Origin of the sequence: Variovorax sp. 22077 (assembly GCF_052044195.1) — a bacterium.
GTDB lineage: Bacteria > Pseudomonadota > Gammaproteobacteria > Burkholderiales > Burkholderiaceae_C > Variovorax > Variovorax atrisoli.
The window spans coordinates 104,685-124,932 of the sequence record NZ_JBQEQC010000020.1 but is presented as its reverse complement, the minus strand read 5'-3'; the positions used below and the strand labels follow the sequence as shown (position 1 = coordinate 124,932).

General features: G+C 68.7%; 17 protein-coding genes. 7 read left to right on the top strand and 10 right to left on the bottom strand.

What is annotated here, in order from left to right:
* Positions 1-45: 45 nt before the first annotated feature.
* The gene (locus tag ACTJLF_RS25455; protein WP_440884130.1) at positions 46-1,278 is read left to right on the top strand and encodes an RNA polymerase sigma factor; all 1,233 of its coding nucleotides are present in this window, start codon (positions 46-48) and stop codon (positions 1,276-1,278) included.
* A gap of 8 nt (positions 1,279-1,286) precedes the next feature.
* Here ACTJLF_RS25455 and ACTJLF_RS25450 read toward each other — a convergent pair whose 3' ends face one another.
* Positions 1,287-1,943, bottom strand: a complete 657-nt coding sequence (locus ACTJLF_RS25450; RefSeq protein WP_240650042.1) for an NUDIX hydrolase — start codon at positions 1,941-1,943, stop codon at positions 1,287-1,289.
* Positions 1,944-2,117: 174 nt separating this feature from the next.
* On the opposite strand from ACTJLF_RS25450, the gene ACTJLF_RS25445 reads away from it, so the two are divergent.
* Together ACTJLF_RS25445 and ACTJLF_RS25440 are read left to right on the top strand one after the other, a co-directional pair.
* Entirely contained in the window at positions 2,118-2,684 is a 567-nt protein-coding gene (locus tag ACTJLF_RS25445; RefSeq protein WP_440884129.1) for an NADAR family protein, read from the top strand.
* Positions 2,681-3,580: an ADP-ribosylglycohydrolase family protein gene (locus tag ACTJLF_RS25440; RefSeq protein WP_440884128.1), complete on the top strand. Its 900-nt coding sequence runs from the start codon at positions 2,681-2,683 to the stop codon at positions 3,578-3,580. Before ACTJLF_RS25445 ends, ACTJLF_RS25440 begins: the two co-directional genes overlap by 4 nt.
* A gap of 14 nt (positions 3,581-3,594) precedes the next feature.
* Here the strand turns inward: ACTJLF_RS25440 and ACTJLF_RS25435 are convergent, their stop codons facing one another.
* Positions 3,595-5,046, bottom strand: coding sequence for a serine hydrolase domain-containing protein (locus ACTJLF_RS25435; protein WP_440884127.1), 1,452 nt, complete (start codon positions 5,044-5,046; stop codon positions 3,595-3,597).
* An 85-nt stretch (positions 5,047-5,131) separates the two neighbouring features.
* Between ACTJLF_RS25435 and ACTJLF_RS25430 the strand changes: the two genes are divergently transcribed.
* The 3 genes from ACTJLF_RS25430 (at position 5,132) to ACTJLF_RS25420 (ending at position 9,433) form a co-directional block, all read left to right on the top strand.
* Entirely contained in the window at positions 5,132-7,744 is a 2,613-nt protein-coding gene (locus ACTJLF_RS25430) for an FtsX-like permease family protein (protein ID WP_440884126.1), read from the top strand.
* Positions 7,745-7,790: 46 nt separating this feature from the next.
* Positions 7,791-8,867 carry a lipocalin-like domain-containing protein gene (locus ACTJLF_RS25425; protein WP_440884125.1) on the top strand — a complete coding sequence of 359 codons (1,077 nt, stop codon included), beginning with the start codon at positions 7,791-7,793 and terminating at the stop codon, positions 8,865-8,867.
* A gap of 95 nt (positions 8,868-8,962) precedes the next feature.
* On the top strand, positions 8,963-9,433 hold the full coding sequence (locus ACTJLF_RS25420) for a YXWGXW repeat-containing protein (RefSeq protein ID WP_019653364.1): 471 nt from the start codon (positions 8,963-8,965) through the stop codon (positions 9,431-9,433).
* 81 nt (positions 9,434-9,514) lie between these two features.
* On the opposite strand, the gene ACTJLF_RS25415 is transcribed toward ACTJLF_RS25420, so the two are convergent.
* The 6 genes from ACTJLF_RS25415 to ACTJLF_RS25390 form a co-directional block, all read right to left on the bottom strand.
* The gene (locus tag ACTJLF_RS25415; protein WP_440884124.1) at positions 9,515-10,501 is read right to left on the bottom strand and encodes a branched-chain amino acid ABC transporter permease; all 987 of its coding nucleotides are present in this window, start codon (positions 10,499-10,501) and stop codon (positions 9,515-9,517) included.
* 13 nt (positions 10,502-10,514) lie between these two features.
* The gene (locus tag ACTJLF_RS25410) at positions 10,515-11,390 is read right to left on the bottom strand and encodes a branched-chain amino acid ABC transporter permease (protein WP_019653366.1); all 876 of its coding nucleotides are present in this window, start codon (positions 11,388-11,390) and stop codon (positions 10,515-10,517) included.
* Between the two features lie 135 nt (positions 11,391-11,525).
* A complete protein-coding gene (locus tag ACTJLF_RS25405) occupies positions 11,526-12,719 on the bottom strand; it encodes an ABC transporter substrate-binding protein (protein ID WP_026346258.1) in 1,194 nt (397 codons plus the stop codon).
* A 130-nt stretch (positions 12,720-12,849) separates the two neighbouring features.
* The gene (locus ACTJLF_RS25400; protein ID WP_019653368.1) at positions 12,850-14,046 is read right to left on the bottom strand and encodes an ABC transporter substrate-binding protein; all 1,197 of its coding nucleotides are present in this window, start codon (positions 14,044-14,046) and stop codon (positions 12,850-12,852) included.
* Between the two features lie 80 nt (positions 14,047-14,126).
* Positions 14,127-14,834 (bottom strand): ABC transporter ATP-binding protein, encoded by a 708-nt coding sequence (locus tag ACTJLF_RS25395; RefSeq protein WP_440884123.1) that lies wholly within the window; start codon positions 14,832-14,834, stop codon positions 14,127-14,129.
* A gap of 87 nt (positions 14,835-14,921) precedes the next feature.
* Complete coding sequence (locus ACTJLF_RS25390) at positions 14,922-15,692, bottom strand: ABC transporter ATP-binding protein (protein ID WP_019653370.1); 771 nt, start codon at positions 15,690-15,692, stop codon at positions 14,922-14,924.
* A gap of 266 nt (positions 15,693-15,958) precedes the next feature.
* Between ACTJLF_RS25390 and ACTJLF_RS25385 the strand changes: the two genes are divergently transcribed.
* On the top strand, positions 15,959-17,182 hold the full coding sequence (locus ACTJLF_RS25385; protein ID WP_440884122.1) for an AGE family epimerase/isomerase: 1,224 nt from the start codon (positions 15,959-15,961) through the stop codon (positions 17,180-17,182).
* 115 nt (positions 17,183-17,297) lie between these two features.
* Here ACTJLF_RS25385 and ACTJLF_RS25380 read toward each other — a convergent pair whose 3' ends face one another.
* Together ACTJLF_RS25380 and ACTJLF_RS25375 are read right to left on the bottom strand one after the other, a co-directional pair.
* The gene (locus tag ACTJLF_RS25380) at positions 17,298-18,860 is read right to left on the bottom strand and encodes a DHA2 family efflux MFS transporter permease subunit (protein WP_019653372.1); all 1,563 of its coding nucleotides are present in this window, start codon (positions 18,858-18,860) and stop codon (positions 17,298-17,300) included.
* Between the two features lie 53 nt (positions 18,861-18,913).
* Complete coding sequence (locus ACTJLF_RS25375) at positions 18,914-20,236, bottom strand: HlyD family secretion protein (protein ID WP_132750614.1); 1,323 nt, start codon at positions 20,234-20,236, stop codon at positions 18,914-18,916.
* Positions 20,237-20,248: the final 12 nt, after the last annotated feature.

The window sequence follows — 20,248 nt, the reverse complement described above, 5'->3', positions numbered from 1 at the left end:
CCCCAGGCAAGCTCGTACCGCAGTGCGGGGCACGCAGGTGCTCCCATGAGCGACCCGGCGGTTCACGGGGCCGCCGAGCGGGCGGCGCGCGAGTCGTATGGCCGGCTGCTGGCCATCCTGTCGGCGCGCACCCACGACATCGCGGCATCGGAAGACGCGCTCGCCGACGCCTTCGCCCGAGCGCTCGCGCGCTGGCCCGCGGATGGCGTCCCGGCCGAGCCAGATGCCTGGCTGCTGAGCGTGGCGCGCCATCGCAAGCTCGACGCCTGGCGCCACAGCCGCGTGCAGGACCAGGCCACCCAGACCCTGCTGCTGCTCGCGGGCGAGGTCGACGACGCCGCCGATGGCGCCAGCGCCATCCCCGACGAGCGGCTGCGCCTGCTCTTCGTGTGCGCGCACCCGGCCGTCGATGCCCCTGCGCGCGCGCCGCTCATGCTGCAGACCGTGCTCGGCCTCGACGCGGCCCGCATGGCCGGCGCCTTCCTCACCGCGCCTTCCACCCTCGGCCAGCGGCTGGTGCGCGCCAAGGCCCGCATCCGCGCAGCGGGCATTCCCTTCGAATACCCGCAGGCGCGCGACCTGCCGCAGCGGCTGCAGGACGTGCTCGACGGCATCTACGCCGCCTACGGCACCGGCTGGGACGACATCGACGGCGCCGACGCCCTGCCGCGCGGCCTCACGACGGAAGCCATCGACCTCTGCCGCATCCTCTGCGGCCTGATGCCCGCCGAGCCCGAGCCGCTGGGCCTGCTGGCGCTGATGCTCTTCTGCGAGGCCCGCATGCCCGCGCGCCGCAGCGACACCGGCGCCTATGTGCCGCTCGATCAGCAGGACCCGCTGCGCTGGAACCCCGACCTGCTCGCCGAGGCCGAGCTCTGCCTGCGCCGCGCATCCGAAATGAAGTCGCTCGGCGCCTACCAGCTCGAGGCGGCGATCCAGTCGGCCCATTGCGAACGCCGCGTCGGCGCGCCGGTGCCGCCCGAGGCACTGGTGTCGCTGTACGAAGGGCTGCTGGCGCTGCGCACCAGCATCGGCGCGCAGGTCAGCCTCGCTTGCGCGCTCGCAAACGCGCGTGGCCCGGAGATCGGCCTCAGGGCGCTCGAGTCCATTCCTGCGCAGGACGTGGCGAGCTACCAGCCGTACTGGGCGGCGCGCGCCCATCTGCTGGCGGCCGGCGGTGCGCGCTCCGCCGCACGCCAGGCATTCGACAGGGCCATTGGCCTGAGCACGAACTCGGCCGTGCGTGCCTACCTGCACGCGATGTCGGACCGGCTCTGAGAACCGAACTATTTCGTCGCGTTGAAGGTGCGCGGGAACAGCGCGGCCTGCGAACGGTCGCGCAGCCGGTAGCTCATGGCCGGCCGGCCCAGGCTGCCGGTGACCATGCCGGCCTCCTCCATGAACCCACCGTCGAGCATGCGCTTGCGGAAGGCGCTCTTGTCGACTGCCCGGCCCAGCACGACCTCGTAGGTGTGCTGCAGCGCCGGCAGCGTGAACGGCTCCTCCAGCAGGAAGGCCGGCAGCGAGGTGTATTCGACCTTGCTGCGAAGCCGTGCGACGGCCGCATCGAGCAGCTCGCCATGGTCGAAGGCCAGCCGCTTGCGCGAAGCCGCATCGACCTCGAACCACGCCACCTCGGCCGCATTCGCCCCGCCGCGCAACTGCATCGCCTGCGCGGGGATCAGCGCATAGAAGCAATGCGTGGCCGACCAGCCCCGCGGATCGCGCTTCGCCCCGCCCCAGCTGCCGAGCTGCTCCAGGTAGGGCGCGGCCACCCCGGTCTTCTCGCGCAGCTTGCGCAGCGCACAGTCGAGCAGCGTGGCGTCCTCGTCGATGTTCACGAAGCCGCCGGGCAAGGCCCATCTGCCCGGAAAGGGCTCGTCCGTATCGGCGGGCCGCTTCACCAGCAGCACCTGAAGGGCGTCGTCGAGCACGGTGAACATGACCACGTCGACGGTGACCAGCGGGCGTGGGAAGGTCAGTGGCGGAAATCCGGAAGATGGAGTGTTCACTTGAGAACTTGACTGCGGGCTTATTAGTTGTACTATACAACTCTTGATTAGTTGTACAGAGCAACTCAATCAAATCGCAATCCAGAAAAGAAAAGGAAGAACGAAATGACCTCAGCTGTCACACCCCGCAGCACCCGCGACCTGCCCGCCTACTTCGCGCAGGGCCATCGCCCCGAGTACCTGCTCTTCTGGGGCCATCAGGCGCCGAAGACGGGCGTGAACAAGAGCTGCTTCAGCCAGTGGTTCGAGGCCGCCTTCAAGGTCGACGGCGTCTCCTACCGCACGGCCGAGCATTTCATGATGGCCGGCAAGGCACGCCTGTTCGGCGACGACGAGGTCTACGAGCGCATCCTCGCGGCACGCACGCCGGCAGAGGCCAAGAAGCTGGGCCGCGAGATCCGCGGCTTCGACGAGGCCGCCTGGGTGGCAGCCCGGCTGGACATCGTGACGCAGGGCAACATCGTCAAGTTCTCGCAGAACGCGGAGCTCGGCGCCTTCCTGCTCGGCACTGGGCACCAGGTGCTGGTGGAGGCCAGCCCGGTCGATCCGATCTGGGGCATCGGGCTTGCCGCCAACGATCCCCTGGCGCAGGACCCGCGCGAATGGAAGGGGCTGAACCTGCTGGGCTTCGCGCTCATGGCCGCGCGCGAGGTGCTGAGGCAGCAGCGGTGAACGCCATCGAGCGCTACCGTGGCTGCCTGCTCGGGCTGGCCTGCGGCGATGCAGTGGGCACCACGGTCGAGTTCCGACCCAGGGGCAGCTTCGCGCCCGTGACCGGCATGCACGGCGGCGGCCCCTTCGGGCTGATCGCGGGCGAGTGGACCGACGACACGTCGATGGCACTGTGCCTGGCAGCAAGCCTGGTCCACTGCAAGGGCTTCGACGCGGTCGACCAGATGAACCGCTACTGCAACTGGCGCAACGTAGGCTACATGAGCAGCACGGGCAGCTGCTTCGACATCGGCCTGACGGTGTCGAATGCCCTCACCCGCTACCTGACCTCGGGCGATCCCTTCGCCGGTGATCCCGATCCGCGCACCGCCGGCAACGGTGCGCTGATGCGGCTCGCGCCGGTGCCGATGTTCTACGCGGCGAACGCCGAAGCCACCTGGAAGCAGGCCGGCGAGAGCACACGTACCACCCACGGCGCGCTGGAGGCCATCGAATGCTCGCGGCTCTTCGCATTGCAGCTGCGTTCGGCCCTGCGTGGCGAGGACAAAGCCGCGATCCTCTCGACCACGCCGCTGGCGCCGCTGAGCGAGAAGGTGGCGGCGCTGGCAAGAAACGACCACGCCTCGAAGACCGCCGGGCAGATCAAGGGATCGGGCTACTGCGTGGAATCGCTCGAGGCGGCGCTCTGGTGCTTCGCGAACACCGGTTCCTTCGAGGAAGCCGTGCTCGCGGCCGCCAACCTGGGCGACGACGCCGACACCACGGCCGCCATCTGCGGCCAGCTCGCAGGCGCCTTCTATGGCGTCGAAGGCATACCGCGGGATTGGCTCGACAAGCTCGTCATGCGCGCGGAAATCGAAGAGATGGCCGGGCAGCTCCTCGCACTGGCCGGCTGACGAGGCCCCGGCCGCTACTCCGGCTGCGCGGCGGCGTCGCTCACCCGGCGCGCGTCGAGCTGGCTGCCGCCCTGCGCGAGCGACACCCCGATCACCGCGTTCGCCGCATCGCGCCTGAACATGACCTGCGCGCCGATGGCGGTCACGGCAAAGCGGTCCGTGCCCGTTGGGGTGAGCGCGTTGTAGCCGCGCCCCGTTTCGCGCACCAGCAGCCTGCCGCCGCGCACGGTGAAGTTCAGCGACTGGGTGCGTGTCACGCGGTACTCGCCCCTGTATTCATCGAGCCGCTTCGCGTCGATGGGCACTTCCGCGGTCGGCACCGGATAGCGGCTCTTGCCGATGGCCAGCATCACCGTCTGGATCGGCGCGCGCGCATTGCTGCTGAGCACGATCAGCGCCTCGCCGGTGTCGGGGGCGAGCAGCCACAGCGTGCGGTAGCCCTGGGTGACGCCTGCGTGGTAGTAGGTGCGACGGCCGCCTTCGGGTCCGCGCACCATCACCGCATAGCCGATCTCGGCGCCCTCGTAGCGCGCCAGCGGCATGAGCATGCGCGCCGCGGCCGGGCCCAGCGGGCCGCTGGCGCCCGCGAGGATGGCGCGGCTGAAGGTCATCATGTCGGCAGCCGTGGAACGCAGTGCACTGGCCGGCGCGTAGGCCTGCATGTCGAACAGCGGCTGGCGGCGATCGCCCGCGAAGGCCGGGGCCATGCGCGAGGCCTTGTCGCCCAGCCCGACGACGGTGTCGTTCATGCCCAGCGGCTCGGTGATGCGCGCGCGCACCAGTTCGCCCCACGATGTGCCGTAATGCTCGGCGAGCAACTGCCCGAGCAGCGCCATGCCGAAGTTGCTGTATGCGCCCTCGCAGGGCGGCGCCGCGGCCGTGAGCCTGATGCGCGCAAGCGCGGCCCAGAACATGGGCTTGTCGAAGGCGTGGAACTGCTCGACGAGCGGCGCCCCGCCGGTCACGCCATCGGCCATCACCGGCATGCAGCCGGTGTGCGTGACGAGCTGGCGCAGCGTGACCGAGGCCACCGCGGGCGAAAGGTCGTCGACCTTGCCGGCGAGCAGCCTGCCGACCGTGTCGTCCAGCTTCAGGTCGCCGCGCTGCACAGCCTGCGCGAGCAGCAGGCCGGTGAACACCTTGGTGACGGAGCCGATCTCGAACATCGGCTGCTCCGCGCTGCCCGATGCGATGGCGCGCGGCGCGGTCGCCGGCTCGGGGTTGTAGGCGGCGCCGTAGGCTGCCTGCCCGTTGTGCAGCGTGCCCACCACCAGGGTGCCGCGATCGGTGCCCAGCGCCGCCCTGGCGAGCACGGCGGGGTCGCTCGCCAGCGTCAGGGGCTGTTGCTGCTGTTGCTGCTGGTGCGGCGGCTGAAGCTGTGCAGCGGCATGGCCGGCCAGCAGGGAGAGGAAAAGCCATGCCGCGAGCCGGGAGCGGTACAGCAAGGCATGAGGCAGGAGCCGCATCGTCGGATTCCTCGGGCGTCGTCGAAAGAGCCGCCATCCTGCCACGCCGGGCGCGCCTCCCGCGCCCCGCGACGACAATGGCCCGATGCGCGCATTGCTCGGCACCTTCTCCTGGCAGGAACTCCGCCACCATCCCTGGCGCAACGCGGCGGCCGTGCTGGCCGTGATGCTCGGCGTTGCGCTGGCCTTCTCGGTACAGCTGATCAACGCCTCGGCGCTCGACGAGTTCTCGAGCGCGGTGCGCTCGGTCAACGGCGAGCCCGACCTCGAGGTGCGCGCCGTGCAGGGCGGCTTCGACGAGGCCGTGTTCGCACGGCTCGCCCGGCATCCGCAGGTGGCGCTGGCGAGTCCGGTGGTCGAGGTGCAGGGCCTGGCACTGGCAGGCGACAGCCGGGTGCCGATCCGCGTGATCGGCATCGACGCGCTGACGCTGCCGACCATCGCACCCGCGCTGATGCCGCAGGCTGCGGCGGGCGCCGACCGATTCGCGCTCTTCGCCCCCGGCCAGATGTTCCTCAACCTCGCGGCGCGCGATGCGCTGGGAATGCCCGCGCAGTCGGCACCCGGCGCGGGCAAGTCCGAGACGGTGCAGCTGCGCGGCGGCGACGCCTGGCACAGCCTCGCGGTGGCAGGCCATGTGGCGGCCGGCGGCAAGGCGCTCGCGGTGTTGGACATCGCGGCGGCGCAGGAACTCTTCGGCCGCATCGGCCAGCTGAGCCGCATCGACCTGCGGCTCGCACCCGGCACCGACCGGGCGGCCTTCATCGCCTCGCTGCAGAAGTCGCCAGACTGGCCGGCGGGCGTGCAGTTCGCCGAGCCCGGCGACGCGGCGCAGCGCGTGAGCAACCTGTCGCGTGCCTACCGCGTGAACCTGACGGTGCTGGCGCTGGTGGCGCTCTTCACGGGCGCCTTCCTGGTGTTCTCGGTGCTGGCGCTCAGCGTGGCCAAGCGGGCGCAGCAGTTCGCGCTGCTCGGCGTGCTCGGTCTCACGCCGCGCGAGCGGCTGCGGCTGGTGCTGGCCGAATCGCTGGTGCTGGGCCTCATCGGCAGCGCGGCCGGCCTCGCGCTGGGCACGGCGCTGGCAGCCTTCGCGCTGCGCGTGCTGGGCGGCGACCTGGGCGGCGGCTACTTCGAGGGCGTGGCGCCCACGCTGCACTGGAGCGCGGGCGCAGCCCTGCTCTACGGCGGTCTCGGCGTGGTGGCCGCGCTGGTCGGAGGCTGGTGGCCTGCTCGCGCGGCTCAGTCGCTGCCGGAGGCACAGACGCTCAAGGGCCTGGGCGCCGCGCCCACGCAGGGCAATGGCCACTGGCTGGCGCTGAGCCTGATCGCGCTGGGCGCGGTGCTGGCGAACCTGCCGGCCATCGGCGGCATTCCGGTGGCGGCCTACCTCTCGGTCGCCTGCCTTCTGGTGGGCGGCATCACCGCCCTGCCCTGGCTGATCGCGCTGCTTTACGACCGCGTGGCGCCGCTGTTCTCGCAGCGCGTGCTGCCGATGCTGGCGGTGGAGCGCGCCCGGCGCATGCGCGGCACGGCGGCGGTGGCTGTCAGTGGCGTGGTCGCCAGCCTGAGCCTCGCCGTGGCACTGACGGTGATGGTCGCGAGCTTCCGCGATTCGGTGACGCAATGGCTCGGCGTGGTGCTGCCCGCCGACCTGTACGTGCGCGCCACCTCGGGCGGCCGCGGCGGCAACAGCGGCGGCGGCAGCAGCACCGACACCGCCACTTTCGCGCCGGCCTTCGTGCAGTCGCTCGCCCAGCTGCCCGGCGTGGCGCGCACCGGCACGCTGCGTACGCAGCCGCTGCAGCTCGATGCGGCGCGGCCGGCGGTCGCACTCATCGCGCGCAGCCTCGAAGGCGGGGCGGCGCAATCGCTGCCGCTGGTGGGCAGCGCGCTGACGGTGCCCGAGGGGCAGGTCGGCATCTACGTGAGCGAGCCGATGGTGGAGCTCTACGGCGCGAAGCCGGGCACGGTGTTCGCGCCGCTGTCGGCCGCCATGGGCAAGGCCGGGGCCTCGTTCTTCGTGGCCGGCGTGTGGCGGGACTACGCGCGGCAGTTCGGCGCCATCGCCATGGACGCGCGCGACTTCGAGCGCCTCACCGGCGAACACAACGTGAGCGACGTGGCGCTGTGGCTTGCGCCGGGCGCATCGGAAGGCGCCGTGCAGGCGGCGGTGCGCGAGCTGGCCGCGCGGCAAGAGGGCCAGGGCGCACAGGGCAAATCCTCCGAAGGCTCGGTGGAGATCGCCTCCGTGGGGCAGATCCGCGCGACCTCGCTGCGCATCTTCGACCGCAGCTTCGCCGTCACCTACTGGTTGCAGGCAGTGGCCATCGCCATCGGCCTGTTCGGCATCGCGGCGAGCTTCAGCGCGCAGGTGCTGGCGCGGCGCAAGGAGTTCGGCCTGCTCGCCCACCTCGGCTTCACCCGCCGGCAGGTGCTGGCGGTGGTCGCCGGCGAAGGTGCGGCGTGGACGGCCATCGGCGCAGTCGCCGGGCTGGGCCTGGGGCTGGCCGTGTCGGTGGTGCTCGTGAAAGTGGTGAACCCGCAGAGCTTCCACTGGAGCATGGACCTGCTGGTGCCGTGGGAGCGCCTGCTGGCGCTGTGCGCTGCGGTGGTGGCGGCAGGCACCGTGACTGCCTGGATGGCGGGTCGCGCCGCCGCCGGCAAGGACGTGGTGCTGGCGGTCAAGGAAGACTGGTAGGCCGACGCCGGTATTCGCACGAGGCCCGACTCCTGGACTGGAACCCATGCAGCAAGCACCCTTCTCCTTTTCCCTTTCGCGTCGAAGCCTGCTGCTCGCCGCGCTCGCGTCGGGCCCGCTGGCCGCGTGGGCGCTGCCCGAGCGCCGCCTGGAGTTCCCGCGCGACTTCGGCAGCCACCCCGACCTGCACACCGAGTGGTGGTACATCACCGGCCATGCGAAGACGTCCGCCGGACGCGAGTTCGGCTATCAAGTCACCTTCTTCCGCTCGCGCGTCGAGGCCACGCAGGGCATGCGCTCGGCCTTCGCAGCGAAGCACCTGGTGTTCGCGCATGCGGCCGTCACCGATCTCGAAGGCCGCACATTGCTGCATGACCAGCGCATCGCGCGCGCGGGCTTCGGCGTGGCGGAGGCCTCGGCGAACGACACCGATGTGCGCATCCGCGACTGGTCGCTCGTACGCGAGAACGGCATCTACGTCGCACGCATTCCGGCGGGCGAGTTCGCGCTCGAGCTGCGCTTCACGCCCACGCAGCCGGTTCTGCTGCAAGGCAATGCCGGGCTCTCGCGCAAGGGCCCGGAAGAATCGCAGGCCAGCTACTACTACAGCGAGCCGCAGCTCAAGGCCCGAGGCAGGCTGACGCTCAAGGGCCAGCCCTTCGACGTTGCCGGCACCGCGTGGCTGGACCACGAATGGAGCGAGGCGCTGATGCACCCCGAGGCGGTGGGCTGGGACTGGATCGGCATGAACCTCGACGACGGCAGCGCCCTCACTGCCTTCCACCTGCGGCGCAGCGACGGCAGCGCGCTGTGGGGCGGCGGCTCTTTCCGGCCCCGCGATGGCGCGGCGCGGATTTTCAGGCACGACGAGGTCCGCTTCGAGAGCCTCGGTACATGGGTCAGCCCCCGCACGCAGGCGAAGTACCCGACACGATGGCGCGTACAGACGCCCGCCGGCAGCTTCGAGGTGCGCGCCCTGCTCGACGACCAGGAACTCGACAGCCGCGGCTCCACGGGCGGCGTCTACTGGGAGGGCGTGAGCGACCTGCTCGATGCGCAGGGCCGGCGGGTCGGGCGTGGCTACCTCGAGATGACCGGCTACGCCGCGCCGCTGAAGCTGTAACTGTTGTCGCCATCCGCGGCGGCTGACAACCGAACGCCTCCTACATGCGTTGGGAAAATTTCCCATAAATAATCACCCGACGCAGAGGAGCCCCCATGAAAACCCGAATCGCACTGCTGGCCGCGGCCGGCGCGCTGTCCATCTTCGCGAGCCCCCTGGCCGCCAACGCACAAGTCTCGGTCAACATCAACGTCCCCGGACTGGTGATGACCGCCCCGCCCCCGCCGCGCTACGAGCCGCTGCCCCCGCCTCGCGGCGGCTTCGTCTGGGTGCCGGGCCGCTGGATGTGGGATGGCCGCGCCTACGCATGGCGTCCGGGCGGCTGGCAGCCCGAGCGCGTGGGCTATGTGTATGCCCCCGGCCGCTGGATCGAGGACCGCGGCGGCTGGCGCTGGACCGAAGGCGACTGGCGCCGTCGCGAGGCGTACCGTGAAGCGCGACGCGAACGCGAGTGGGAAGAAGACCGCCGCCATGACCGCTACGAGCGCGAACACCGGCACGGCCATGATCGCGACCGCGGCGAGTATTTCTGCCCGCCCGGGCAGGCCAAGAAGGGCAACTGCTGAGGCGCCGAATCGCCGCAGTGCCGCAAACGAAAAGGGAGCCGGACAGGCTCCCTTTTTTGTTCGTCGTCCGCTTCCTGCTTCCTACTTCGTCCGCCGCCGGTCGATGAACGCGATGATCTCGCCCATGATCCCCTTGCGGAAGGCCAGCACGCAGATCACGAAGATCAGGCCCGTGACCATCGTCACCGACTCGCCCAGCGTGTTGAACCACTCCACCGAGGTGACGCGCGCGAGGAAGCTGCCGAGTTCGCCGATCTTGTTCTCCAGCAGCACCACCACCGCCGAGCCCACCAGAGGGCCCGAGATCGTGCCGAGGCCGCCCACCAGCGTCATCAGGATGACCTGGCCGGATGCCGTCCAGTGCACGTCCGACAGCGTGGCGAAGCCCAGCACCAGCGTCTTGAGCGAGCCGGCCAGGCCCGACAGCGCCGCCGAGATCACGAAGGCCAGCAGCTTGAAGCGGCTCACGTCGTAGCCCAGCGAGAGCGCGCGCGGCTCGTTCTCCTTGATGCCCTTGAGCACCTGCCCGAAGGGCGAATGGATGGTGCGCACGATCAGCAGGAAAGCCGTCACGACGATGACCAGCGCCACGTAGTACATCGTGAGGTCGTTCGACAGGTCGATCACGCCGAAGAGCTTGCCGCGCGGCACGCCCTGCAGGCCGTCCTCGCCGCCGGTGAACTTGGCCTGCAGCGCGACGAAGAACATCATCTGTGCGAGCGCCAGCGTGATCATCGCGAAGTAGATGCCCTGGCGGCGGATGGCCAGCACGCCGAAGATCCAGCCGAGGAAGGCGCCGGTGAGCGTGCCCGCGACCAGGCCCAGTTCGGGCGTGAGGCCCCAGACCTTGATGGCATGCCCTGCCACGTAGGCGGAGCCGCCGAGGAAGGCCGCATGCCCGAAGGACAGCAGCCCGGTGAAGCCCAGCAGCAGGTTGAACGCGGCTGCGAAGAGCGCGAAGCACATCAGCTTCATCACGAACACCGGATAGGCGCCGAAGAACGGGGCCAGCACCAGTGCGAGCAGCAGCAGCGCGTAGACGACGGTGGAGATCTTTTTCGTGTTCATGCCGCTCGCCTTTTCACTTCTCTTTGCCGAACAGGCCGGCGGGGCGGATGAGCAGCACGATGACCATGATCACGAACACAACCGTCGAGGACGCCTCCGGATAGAAAACCTTGGTGAGCCCTTCGATCACGCCGAGCCCGAGGCCAGTGAGGATCGCGCCCATGATCGAGCCCATGCCGCCGATCACGACCACGGCGAACACCACGATGATGAGGTTCTGCCCCATCAGCGGCGACACCTGGATGACCGGTGCGGCCAGCACGCCGGCGAACGCGGCGAGCGCACAGCCGAAGGCGTAGGTCAGCGTGATCATCAGCGGCACGTTGACGCCGAAGGCCTCCACCAGGCGCGGGTTCTCGGTACCGGCGCGCAGGTAGGCGCCGATGCGCGTCTTCTCGATCACGTACCAGGTGGCGAAGCACACCACCAGCGATGCCACCACCACCCAAGCGCGGTAGTTGGGCAGCACCATGAAGCCGAGGTCGGTGGCGCTCGACAGCGCGTCGGGTGCGTCGTAGGGCAGGCCCGAGACGCCATAGACCGAGCGGAACACGCCCTCGATCAGCAGCGTGAGGCCGAGCGTTAGCAGCAGGCCGTAGAGATGGTCGAGCTTGTAGATCCAGCGCAGCAGCAGCCGCTCGATGAGCACGCCGAAGATGCCGATGACGATGGGCGCCGCGATCAGCATCACCCAGTAGTTGACGCCGAAATACTCCATGGCCATCCACGTCAGGACGGCGCCGAGCATGAACAGCGCGCCATGCGCGAAGTTGATGACGTTGAGCAGGCCGAAGATCACCGCCAGCCCGAGGCTCAGGATGGCGTAGAAGGAGCCGTTGACCAGCCCGAGGAGGAGCTGGCTCAACAGGGCGGGAAGGGAAATGTTCATAGAAAGTTCAGGACACCACTGACCGTTTCTTCTTTATCGCGGGGGCCGCCGCGCACGGCCGCCCGAAGCGGCCGGTCCGCCCCCCGTTGGAAATGGGGGTTGGCGAAGCGACACGCGGTGCGCGCAGCCTGGGGGTTACTTCCACAAGGCGCACTTGCTCTCGGCCTTGGTGGTGAAGACTTCCTCGCCCTTCAGCTTCTGGACCACCTTGTAGTAGTCCCAGGGCTGCTTCGACTCGGCCGGCGACTTCACCTGCACCAGGTACATGTCGTGCACGAAACGGCCGTCCTCGCGCACGAAGCCCTTGGCGTAGAAGTCGTCGATCGGGGTCTTCTTGATCTGCGCCATCACCGTGTCGGCGTCGGTGGTCTTGGCCGCCTGCACCGCCTTCAGGTAGGTCATGGTGGCCGAGTAGTCGGCGGCCTGGATGTCGGTGGGCATGCGCTTGGTCTTCTCGAAGAAGCGCTTGCCGAAGGCGCGCGTCTTGTCATCGAGGTTCCAGTCCCAGCTGGTGGTGAGCAGCAGGCCCTCGGTGTTCTTCAGGCCCAGGCTGTGCACGTCGGTCACGAACACCAGCAGGCCGACCATCTTCATGCTCTTGGTGATGCCGAACTCGCGCGCCGCCTTGATCGCGTTCTGCGTGTCGCCGCCCGCGTTCGCGAGCGCCAGCACCTGCGCCTTGGAGTTCTGCGCCTGCAGCAGGAACGAGGAGAAGTCCGACGTGTTGAGCGGATGCTTCACGCTGCCGAGCACCGTGCCGCCCTTCTCCTTCACGACCTTGGTCGCGTCGGCTTCCAGCGCCTGGCCGAAGGCATAGTCGGCCGTCAGGAAGTACCAGCTCTTGTCGCCGCGCGCGATGACGGCACTGCCCGTGCCCTTGGCCAGCGCCACGGTGTCGTAGGCGTAGTGCACGGTGTAGGGGCTGCACTGCTCATTGGTAAGCGCCGAACTGCCCGCGCCGTTCACGATGAACACGCGCTTCTTCTCCTGCGCCACCTTGGCCATGGCCAGGCCGGTGCCCGAGCTGGTGCCGCCGAACAGCATCGTCAGGCCCTGCGTGTCGATCCACTCGCGCGCCTTGGAGGCGGCGATGTCGGCCTTGTTCTGGTGGTCGGCCTGCAGCAGCTCGATGGGCATGCCGTTGACCTTGCCGCCGAAGTCGTCGATGGCCATCTGGATCGCCAGCGCGCCGTTCTTGCCCTCCACGTCCGCGTAGAGGCTCGACATGTCGGTGATGAAGCCGATCTTGACCTTGTCCTGGGCCTGTGCGGCGCCTGTAGCCAACGCGATGGCAAGCGAGATGGCCGAGAACACAACTGTCTTTTTCATGATCATCAGACTCCAGTGAGGAAACGGAAAGTCGTGGGGGCCGCCGCGCACGGCCGCCCGAAGCGGCCAGCCCGCCCCCGGCAGGGGGAAGGCGCGAGCGACACGAAGTGCGCGCAGCCTGGGGCGAGCATCACTTCCAGAGTGCGCACTTCGTCTCGGCCTTGGTCGTGAAGACCTGGTCGCCCGGCAGCGTCTTCAGCACCTTCAGGTAGTCCCAGGGCTTCTTCGACTCGGCGGGCGACTTCACCTCGACCAGGTACATGTCGTGGATGAAGCTGCCGTCGGCGCGGATCTGGCCCTTGCCGTAGAAGTCGTCGATCTTCATGCTCTTGAGCTGCGCCATCACCTTGTCGGAGTCGGTGGTCTTGGCGGCGGCCACGGCCTTGAGGTAGGTCATGGTGGCGGAGTAGTCGGCGGCCTGCACGTCGGTGGGCATGCGCTTGGTCTTCTCGAAGAAGCGGTTGGCGAACTTGCGCGACTCCTCGTTCAGGTCCCAGTACCAGCTGGTGGTGTGCAGCAGGCCTTCGGTGTTCTTCAGGCCCAGGCTGTGGATGTCGCTCAGGAAGACCAGCAGGCCCGCAGTCTTCATCGTCTTGTTGATGCCGAACTCCTTGGCGGCCTTGATCGAGTTGATGGTGTCGCCGCCCGCATTGGCCAGGCCGAGGATCTGCGCCTTGGAGTTCTGCGCCTGCAGCAGGAACGAGGAGAAGTCCGAAGCGTTCAGCGGATGGCGCACCGCGCCCACCACCGTGCCGCCCTTCTCCTTCACCACCTTGGTGGTGTCGGCTTCGAGCGCGTGGCCGAAGGCGTAGTCGGCGGTCAGGAAGAACCAGCTCTTGCCGCCGCGGTCGACCACCGCCGCGCCGGTGCCCTTGGCCAGCGCCACGGTGTCGTAGGCGTAGTGCACGGTGTAGGGGCTGCACTGCTCGTTGGTGAGCACCGAGCTGCCCGCGCCGTTGTTGAAGTACACGCGCTTCTTCTCCTCGGCCACCTTCGCGGTGGCCAGCGCCACGCCCGAGTTGGTGCCGCCGAAGACCATGGTCACGCCCGCGGTGTCGATCCATTCACGCGCCTTGGAAGCGGCGATGTCGGCCTTGTTCTGGTGGTCGGCGGTCAGCAGCTCGATGGGCTGGCCCAGCGCCTTGCCGCCGAAGTCGTCGATGGCCATCTGGATGGCGGTGGCGCCGCCCTTGCCTTCGAGGTCGGCGTACAGGCTCGACAGGTCGGTGACGAAGCCGATCTTCACTTTTTCCTGCGCCTGCGCGGCGCCCGCGCTCATGGCGAGGATGCCGACGGCGGTTGCGATGAGGCCGAGTTTCTTGATCATGGCGTTTGTCTCCTGGAGGAATCTTTGTGGGACGGAAGAAAGGTCTTGTGGACGGGTTCGGCGGTGTCGTGTTCTGTATCTCAGACGCCCAGCAGCTCTGTGAGAACGGGCATCTTGGCTTCGAGTTCGGCCGCGCCGAACTTCTCGACGATGCGGCCGTGCTCCATCACGTAGAAGCGGTCGGCCAGCGGCGCTGCGAAGCGGAAGTTCTGCTCCACCATCACGATGGTGTAGCCCTTGGCGCGCAGCGTGGTGATCATGCGGGCCAGCGCCTGCACGATGACCGGTGCGAGGCCTTCTGAAATCTCGTCGAGCAGCAGCAGCCTGGCGCCGGTGCGCAGGATGCGCGCCACGGCCAGCATCTGCTGCTCGCCGCCCGACAGGCGCGTGCCCTGGCTGTGGCGGCGCTCGGCCAGGTTGGGGAACATGGCATAGATCTCTTCGACCGACATGCCCTTGCCCGCGCCCTTCAGCTCGGGCGGCAGCATCAGGTTCTCCTCGCACGAGAGGCTCGCGAAGATGCCGCGCTCCTCCGGGCAGTAGCCCACGCCGAGGTGCGCGATGCGGTGCGTGGGCAGGCTGATGGTCTCGCGGCCGTTGATCTCGATGCTGCCCTTGCGTGCGCCCGTCAGGCCCATGATCGCGCGCAGCGTAGTGGTGCGGCCCGCGCCATTGCGGCCCAGCAGCGTGACGACCTCGCCCGGCTGCACGACCATGTCGACGCCGTGCAGCACGTGCGATTCGCCGTACCAGGCTTGCAGGCCTTTGATTTCGAGTGCGGCAGTCATCGGGCCTCCCGCCGGGCCGCCCCAAGGGAGGCCAGCGCCCCCTTGGGGGGCAGTGAATACACGAAGTGATGAACGTGGGGGCTCATGTCAATGAGCCCCTTGCAGCTGGCCTTCGGTGGTGCCCATGTAGGCCTCCATCACCTGCGGGTTCTTCGAGACCACGGCGTACGGCCCCTCGGCAAGCACCGCGCCGCGCTGCAGCACGGTGATGGTGTCGGCGATGGTCGAGACCACGCTCATGTTGTGCTCCACCATGAGGATGGTGCGGCCGGCCGACACGCGCTTGATGAGATCGGCCACGCGGTGCACGTCTTCATGGCCCATGCCCTGCGTGGGCTCGTCGAGCAGCATCAGCTCGGGCTCCATGGCCAGCGTGGTCGCGATCTCGAGCGCGCGCTTGCGGCCGTAGGGCAGGTTCACCGTCTGTTCGTCGGCGAGCTCCTCCAGGCCGACTTCTGCCAGCAGCTCGCGGGCCCTGGCATCAAGCGGCTTGAGCGACTTCTCGCTCTTCCAGAAGTGGTACGAGGTGCCCAGGCGGCGCTGCAGTCCGAGGCGCACGTTCTCCAGCAGCGTGAGGTGCGGGAACACGGCCGATATCTGGAACGAGCGGATGATGCCGCGGCGCGCGATCTGCGCGGGGCGCTCGCGCGTGATGTCCTGGCCGTTGAAGAGGATCGTGCCGGTGGTGGGCTCGAGGAACTTCGTCAGCAGGTTGAAGCAGGTCGTCTTGCCCGCGCCATTCGGGCCGATGAGCGCGTGGATCGAGCCGCGCACCACCGACAGGTCGACCTTGCTGACCGCTGTGAACCCCTTGAATTCCTTGGTGAGCTGGCGTGTTTCGAGAATGACGTCGCTCATCTCGCGAGGTCGCCCGTTTGCGTGGAAAGAATGTGCGTCATGCGGTCCATCTCAATGCGCCACCATCGAGCGCCGACCGATTGTTCGTGGGTGCCTCGGGCTTGGATACTGGGGCAAATGCCTATGCTGCAGTGCACCCATTCCAGGGGGCCGCCGGCCCCTGCTGCACGACTGTCGTCCCGACGACAAAGGCGGCACGCGAGCCGGCGAAGACGCTGCGCATCGACCACTCGCGGCACCGACCTCGATTGGGCATGATCGCGCCCATGGCACCAACGACATCGCCGCACATGCCCGACTTCCGCTCACCCGACTTCCTGGCCGACCACATCTGGCATACGCTGGCCTTCTACGAGGGCCGCAACATCGACCCCAGCGGCGGCTTCTTCCATTTCTTCAAGGACGACGGCACGGTGTACGACCGCCGCACCCGCCACCTGGTGAGCAGCACGCGCTTCGTGTTCAACCATGCGATGGCGTACCGGCGCTTCGGCAAGCCCGCCGACCTCGCTGCCGCACGGCATGGGCTGGCCTTCATCGAGCGTGCCCACAGGCAGCAGGATGGCGGCTATGCATGGCAGATCGACTGGCATGAACAGCGCGCTGCGGTGCAGGACGGCACCAACCGCTGCTACGGCCTGGACTTCGTGCTGCTCGCGCACGCGCATGCGCTCATGGCCGGCATCGAGGAAGCGCACGCCGGGCTGGAGAACGCCTGGCGGTTGATGGAGGCGCATTTCTGGGAACCGCGGCACCAGCTCTATGCCGACGAGGCCACCACGGACTGGCGCGTGGGCAGCTATCGCGGGCAGAACGCCAACATGCACGCCTGCGAGGCGCTGATGGCGGCCTTCGAGGCCACGCAGGAGTCACGCTACATCGAGCGTGCGCTCGCAGTGGCCGAATCGGTGACGGGCCGGCTCGCGTCGCTGGCCGAAGGTCTGGTATGGGAGCACTACCGCGAGGACTGGTCGGTCGACTGGGACTACAACCGCGGCAACAAGACCGACATCTTCAAGCCCTGGGGCTTCCAGACCGGCCACCTGACCGAGTGGGCCAAGCTGCTGCTGCAGCTCGACGGCCATCTCGCCACCCAGGACCGCAAGGCCGAATGGCCGCTGCCGCGCGCGCGCCACTTCTTCGACACCGCCATGCAACGCGGCTGGGACGCCGACAACGGCGGGCTGGTCTACGGCTTCGGCCCCGACGGCAAGGTGTGCGACGGCGACAAGTACTTCTGGGTGCAGGCCGAGAGCTTCGCCGCCGCAGCCCTGCTCGCGCTGCGCACCGGCGAGCCGGGCTACTGGGACTGGTACGACAGCATCTGGGCCTACAGCTGGGAGCACTTCGTCGACCACGCGCACGGCGCCTGGTATCGCATCCTCACGCCGACGAACGAAAAGATCAGCGACGAGAAAAGCCCGGCCGGCAAGACCGATTACCACACGATGGGCGCCTGCTACGACGTGCTGCGCGCTCTTGGCGTCTGAAGGACACCTGCCCTTTTTCGCGGAACACCGCGGAACCGGCTCTGCCGGTCCGCAGGTGTCGCCCCCGGCGAGGGGGTCGGCGAAGCAACACGAAGTGCGCCAAGCCTGGGGGAGACTAGTGCGCGCCCGCAGCGGCGTCGCCGCCGGCTCCGCCCTTCTGCGGCTTTGCCAGCCACACCAGCGGGATCAGCAGCAGGAACAGGACCGCCGACGCATAGAAGATGTCGTTGGTCGCCAGCATGTACGACTGCTGGTCGACGATGCGGTTGATCTGTCCCAGCACCTGGTCGGTGCTGAAGCCGTTGGCGTTGAGCCCGGCCATCGCGCTCGCCGCGGCGTTGTTGCCCTGGTTGACCGTCTCGGCCAACTGGGCGTGGTGCAGCGTCGCGCGGTTGTCCCACAGCGTGGTCGTGATCGAGGTGCCCATGGCGCCCGCGGTGATCCGCAGGAAGTTCGACAGCCCCGATGCCGCCGGGATGCGGTCGGGCGTGAGGCCCGACAGCGTGATCGTCACCAGCGGGATGAAGAAGAACGCCATCGCGATGCCCTGGATGATCGTCGGGATGATGATCGTCACGAAGTCGGCCTGCGTATTGAAGTTCGAGCGCATCCACAGCACCAGCGCGAACACCAGGAACGAGAAGGTCGCATAGCGGCGCGGGTCGATCTTGGCCACCGTGAGGCCCACCACCGGCGAGAAGAAGATCGCCAGCAGCCCCACGGGCGCCATGATCATCCCCGCCTGCGTGGCGGTGTAGCCCATCCACTGCTGCAGCCACAGCGGCAGCAGCACCACGTTGCCGAAGAAGAGGCCGTAGGCCACCGCCGTCGCGACCGCGCCCGACCAGAAGTTGCGGCGCTTGAAGAGCGACAGGTCGACCACCGGGTGCTTGTCGGTCAGCTCCCAGACCAGGAAGAAGGCGAAGCCGACCACGGACACCACGGCCAGCGTGACGATCTGCGCGGAGTGGAACCAGTCGAGCTCCTTGCCCTTGTCGAGCATGAGCTGCAGCGAGCCCACCCACAGCACCAGCAGCGCGAGGCCGATGGCGTCGATGGGCACCTTGTGCGTGGCGCTCTCTCGCTTGTGGTACAGCGCCCAGGTGATGGCCGCCGCGACGATGCCCACCGGGATGTTGATGTAGAAGATCCACGGCCACGAGATGTTGTCGGTGATCCAGCCGCCCAGCAGCGGCCCCATCACCGGCGCGACCAGCGTGGTCATCGACCACATGGCCATCGCGAGGCCCGCCTTGGCGCGCGGATAGCTCGACAGCAGCAGCGCCTGCGACAGCGGGATCATCGGCCCCGCGACGAAGCCCTGCAGCGCGCGGAAAGCAATGAGCGTCGTCATGTTCGGCGCCAGGCCGCACAGCAGCGAGCTGATCATGAAGAGGATCACGCTGGCCATGAACAGGCGCACCTGTCCGAAGCGCTGCGTCATGAAGCCGGTGAGCGGCACCGCGATGGCGTTGGCCACCGCGAAGCTGGTGATGACCCAGGTGCCCTGCGTGGTGCTCACGCCCAGGTCGCCCGAGATGGCAGGCAGCGACACGTTCGCGATCGACGAGTCGAGCACGTTCATGAAGGTTGCCGCAGAAAGCGCGACCGTGCCCCAGACGCGGGCTGCGCCCTCGAGCGGCGGATGCGCAACGTATGCAGGAGCAGCGGTGGCCATGGGGCGGGCTGTTTACCTGGACGGAATGAAAGTCCGGACGAACGCTCGCGCGATCAGCCCGGCTGGCCCTGCACGGCCACGGAAGTGTTCGCGGCGGGCGCCTTGGCGGGAGCCGAAGCTGCCGTCGGCGCACCGCCCTTGCCGCCGATGTTGGCGGCGACGATGCGCTCCACCTCGGCGTCGGCGCCGCGGTCGAGCTGGCTGTAGACCGCGGTCTGCGCCAGCGCGGTGGCGCGCGGGGCGTCGGCGAGCATCTTGCCGCCCTTCTGCGAGATGTCGACCTCGGCGTCCATCGACAGGCCGATGCGCAGCGGGTTGGCCTTGAGCTGCTCGGGGTCGAGCGCGATGCGCACCGGCACGCGCTGAACAACCTTGATCCAGTTGCCGGTGGCGTTCTGCGCGGGCAGCAGCGCGAACGCACTGCCGGTGCCCACGCCCAGGCCGGCGACCTTGCCGGTGTATTCGACCTTCTTGCCGTACACGTCGGCGGTGAGCTTCACCGGCTGGTCGATGCGGATGTTGCGCAGCTGAACTTCCTTGAAGTTGGCGTCGACCCAAAGCTGGTTGAGCGGCACGATCGACATCATCGGCGTGCCGGCGGCCACGCGCTGGCCGAGCTGCACGGTGCGCTTGGCGACATAGCCGTCGACCGGCGCGGGCATGGCCACGCGCTGCGTGGCGAGGTAGGCCTCGCGCACCTTGGCGGCTGCGGCCAGCACGCTCGGGTGCTGGGCCACGCTGGTGCCTTCGGTCAGCGACTGGTTGCTGGCCAGCGCCTCCTTGGCGGCCACCACGCCGGCCTGCGCCGCGGCGAGCTGACTCTTGGCCGTCTCGAGCTGCGTCTCGGCGTGGTTGAGCTCTTCCTTCGACACGGCGCCGTTGCCCGACAGCGCGCGGCGGCGCTGCAGGTCGTCCTGCGCCTTGGCGATGTCGCTCTGCGCCTTGACGATGTCGGCCTGACGCAGCGTGACCTGCGCGGCCAGCGAGCCGTTGTTGGCGTACAGCGTGCGCACCTGGCGCACCGCCTGCGCGAGCGCGGCCTCGGCCTGCTCGAGCGCGACCTTGGCATCGGCCGGGTCGAGCTGCACCAGCGGCTGGCCGGCCTTCACGAAGTCGGTGTCGTCGGCGTTGATGGCCATCACGGTGCCGCCGATCTGCGGCGTGATCTGGATGACGTTGCCCGAGACGTAGGCGTTGTCGGTGTCCTCGTAGTGGCTGGCCACCAGCCATTCGTACAGGCCCCAGCCGCCGCCGGCGACGATCACCACCGCGGCGAGCGCGGTGAGTGCGCGGCGGCGCTTGCCGTTGCCGGCGGTCGCCTCGGGGGCTGCGGGAGCTGCGGCTGCAGCGGGCGTCGGAGTGTTGTTGTCGCTCATGATGAAGTTCTT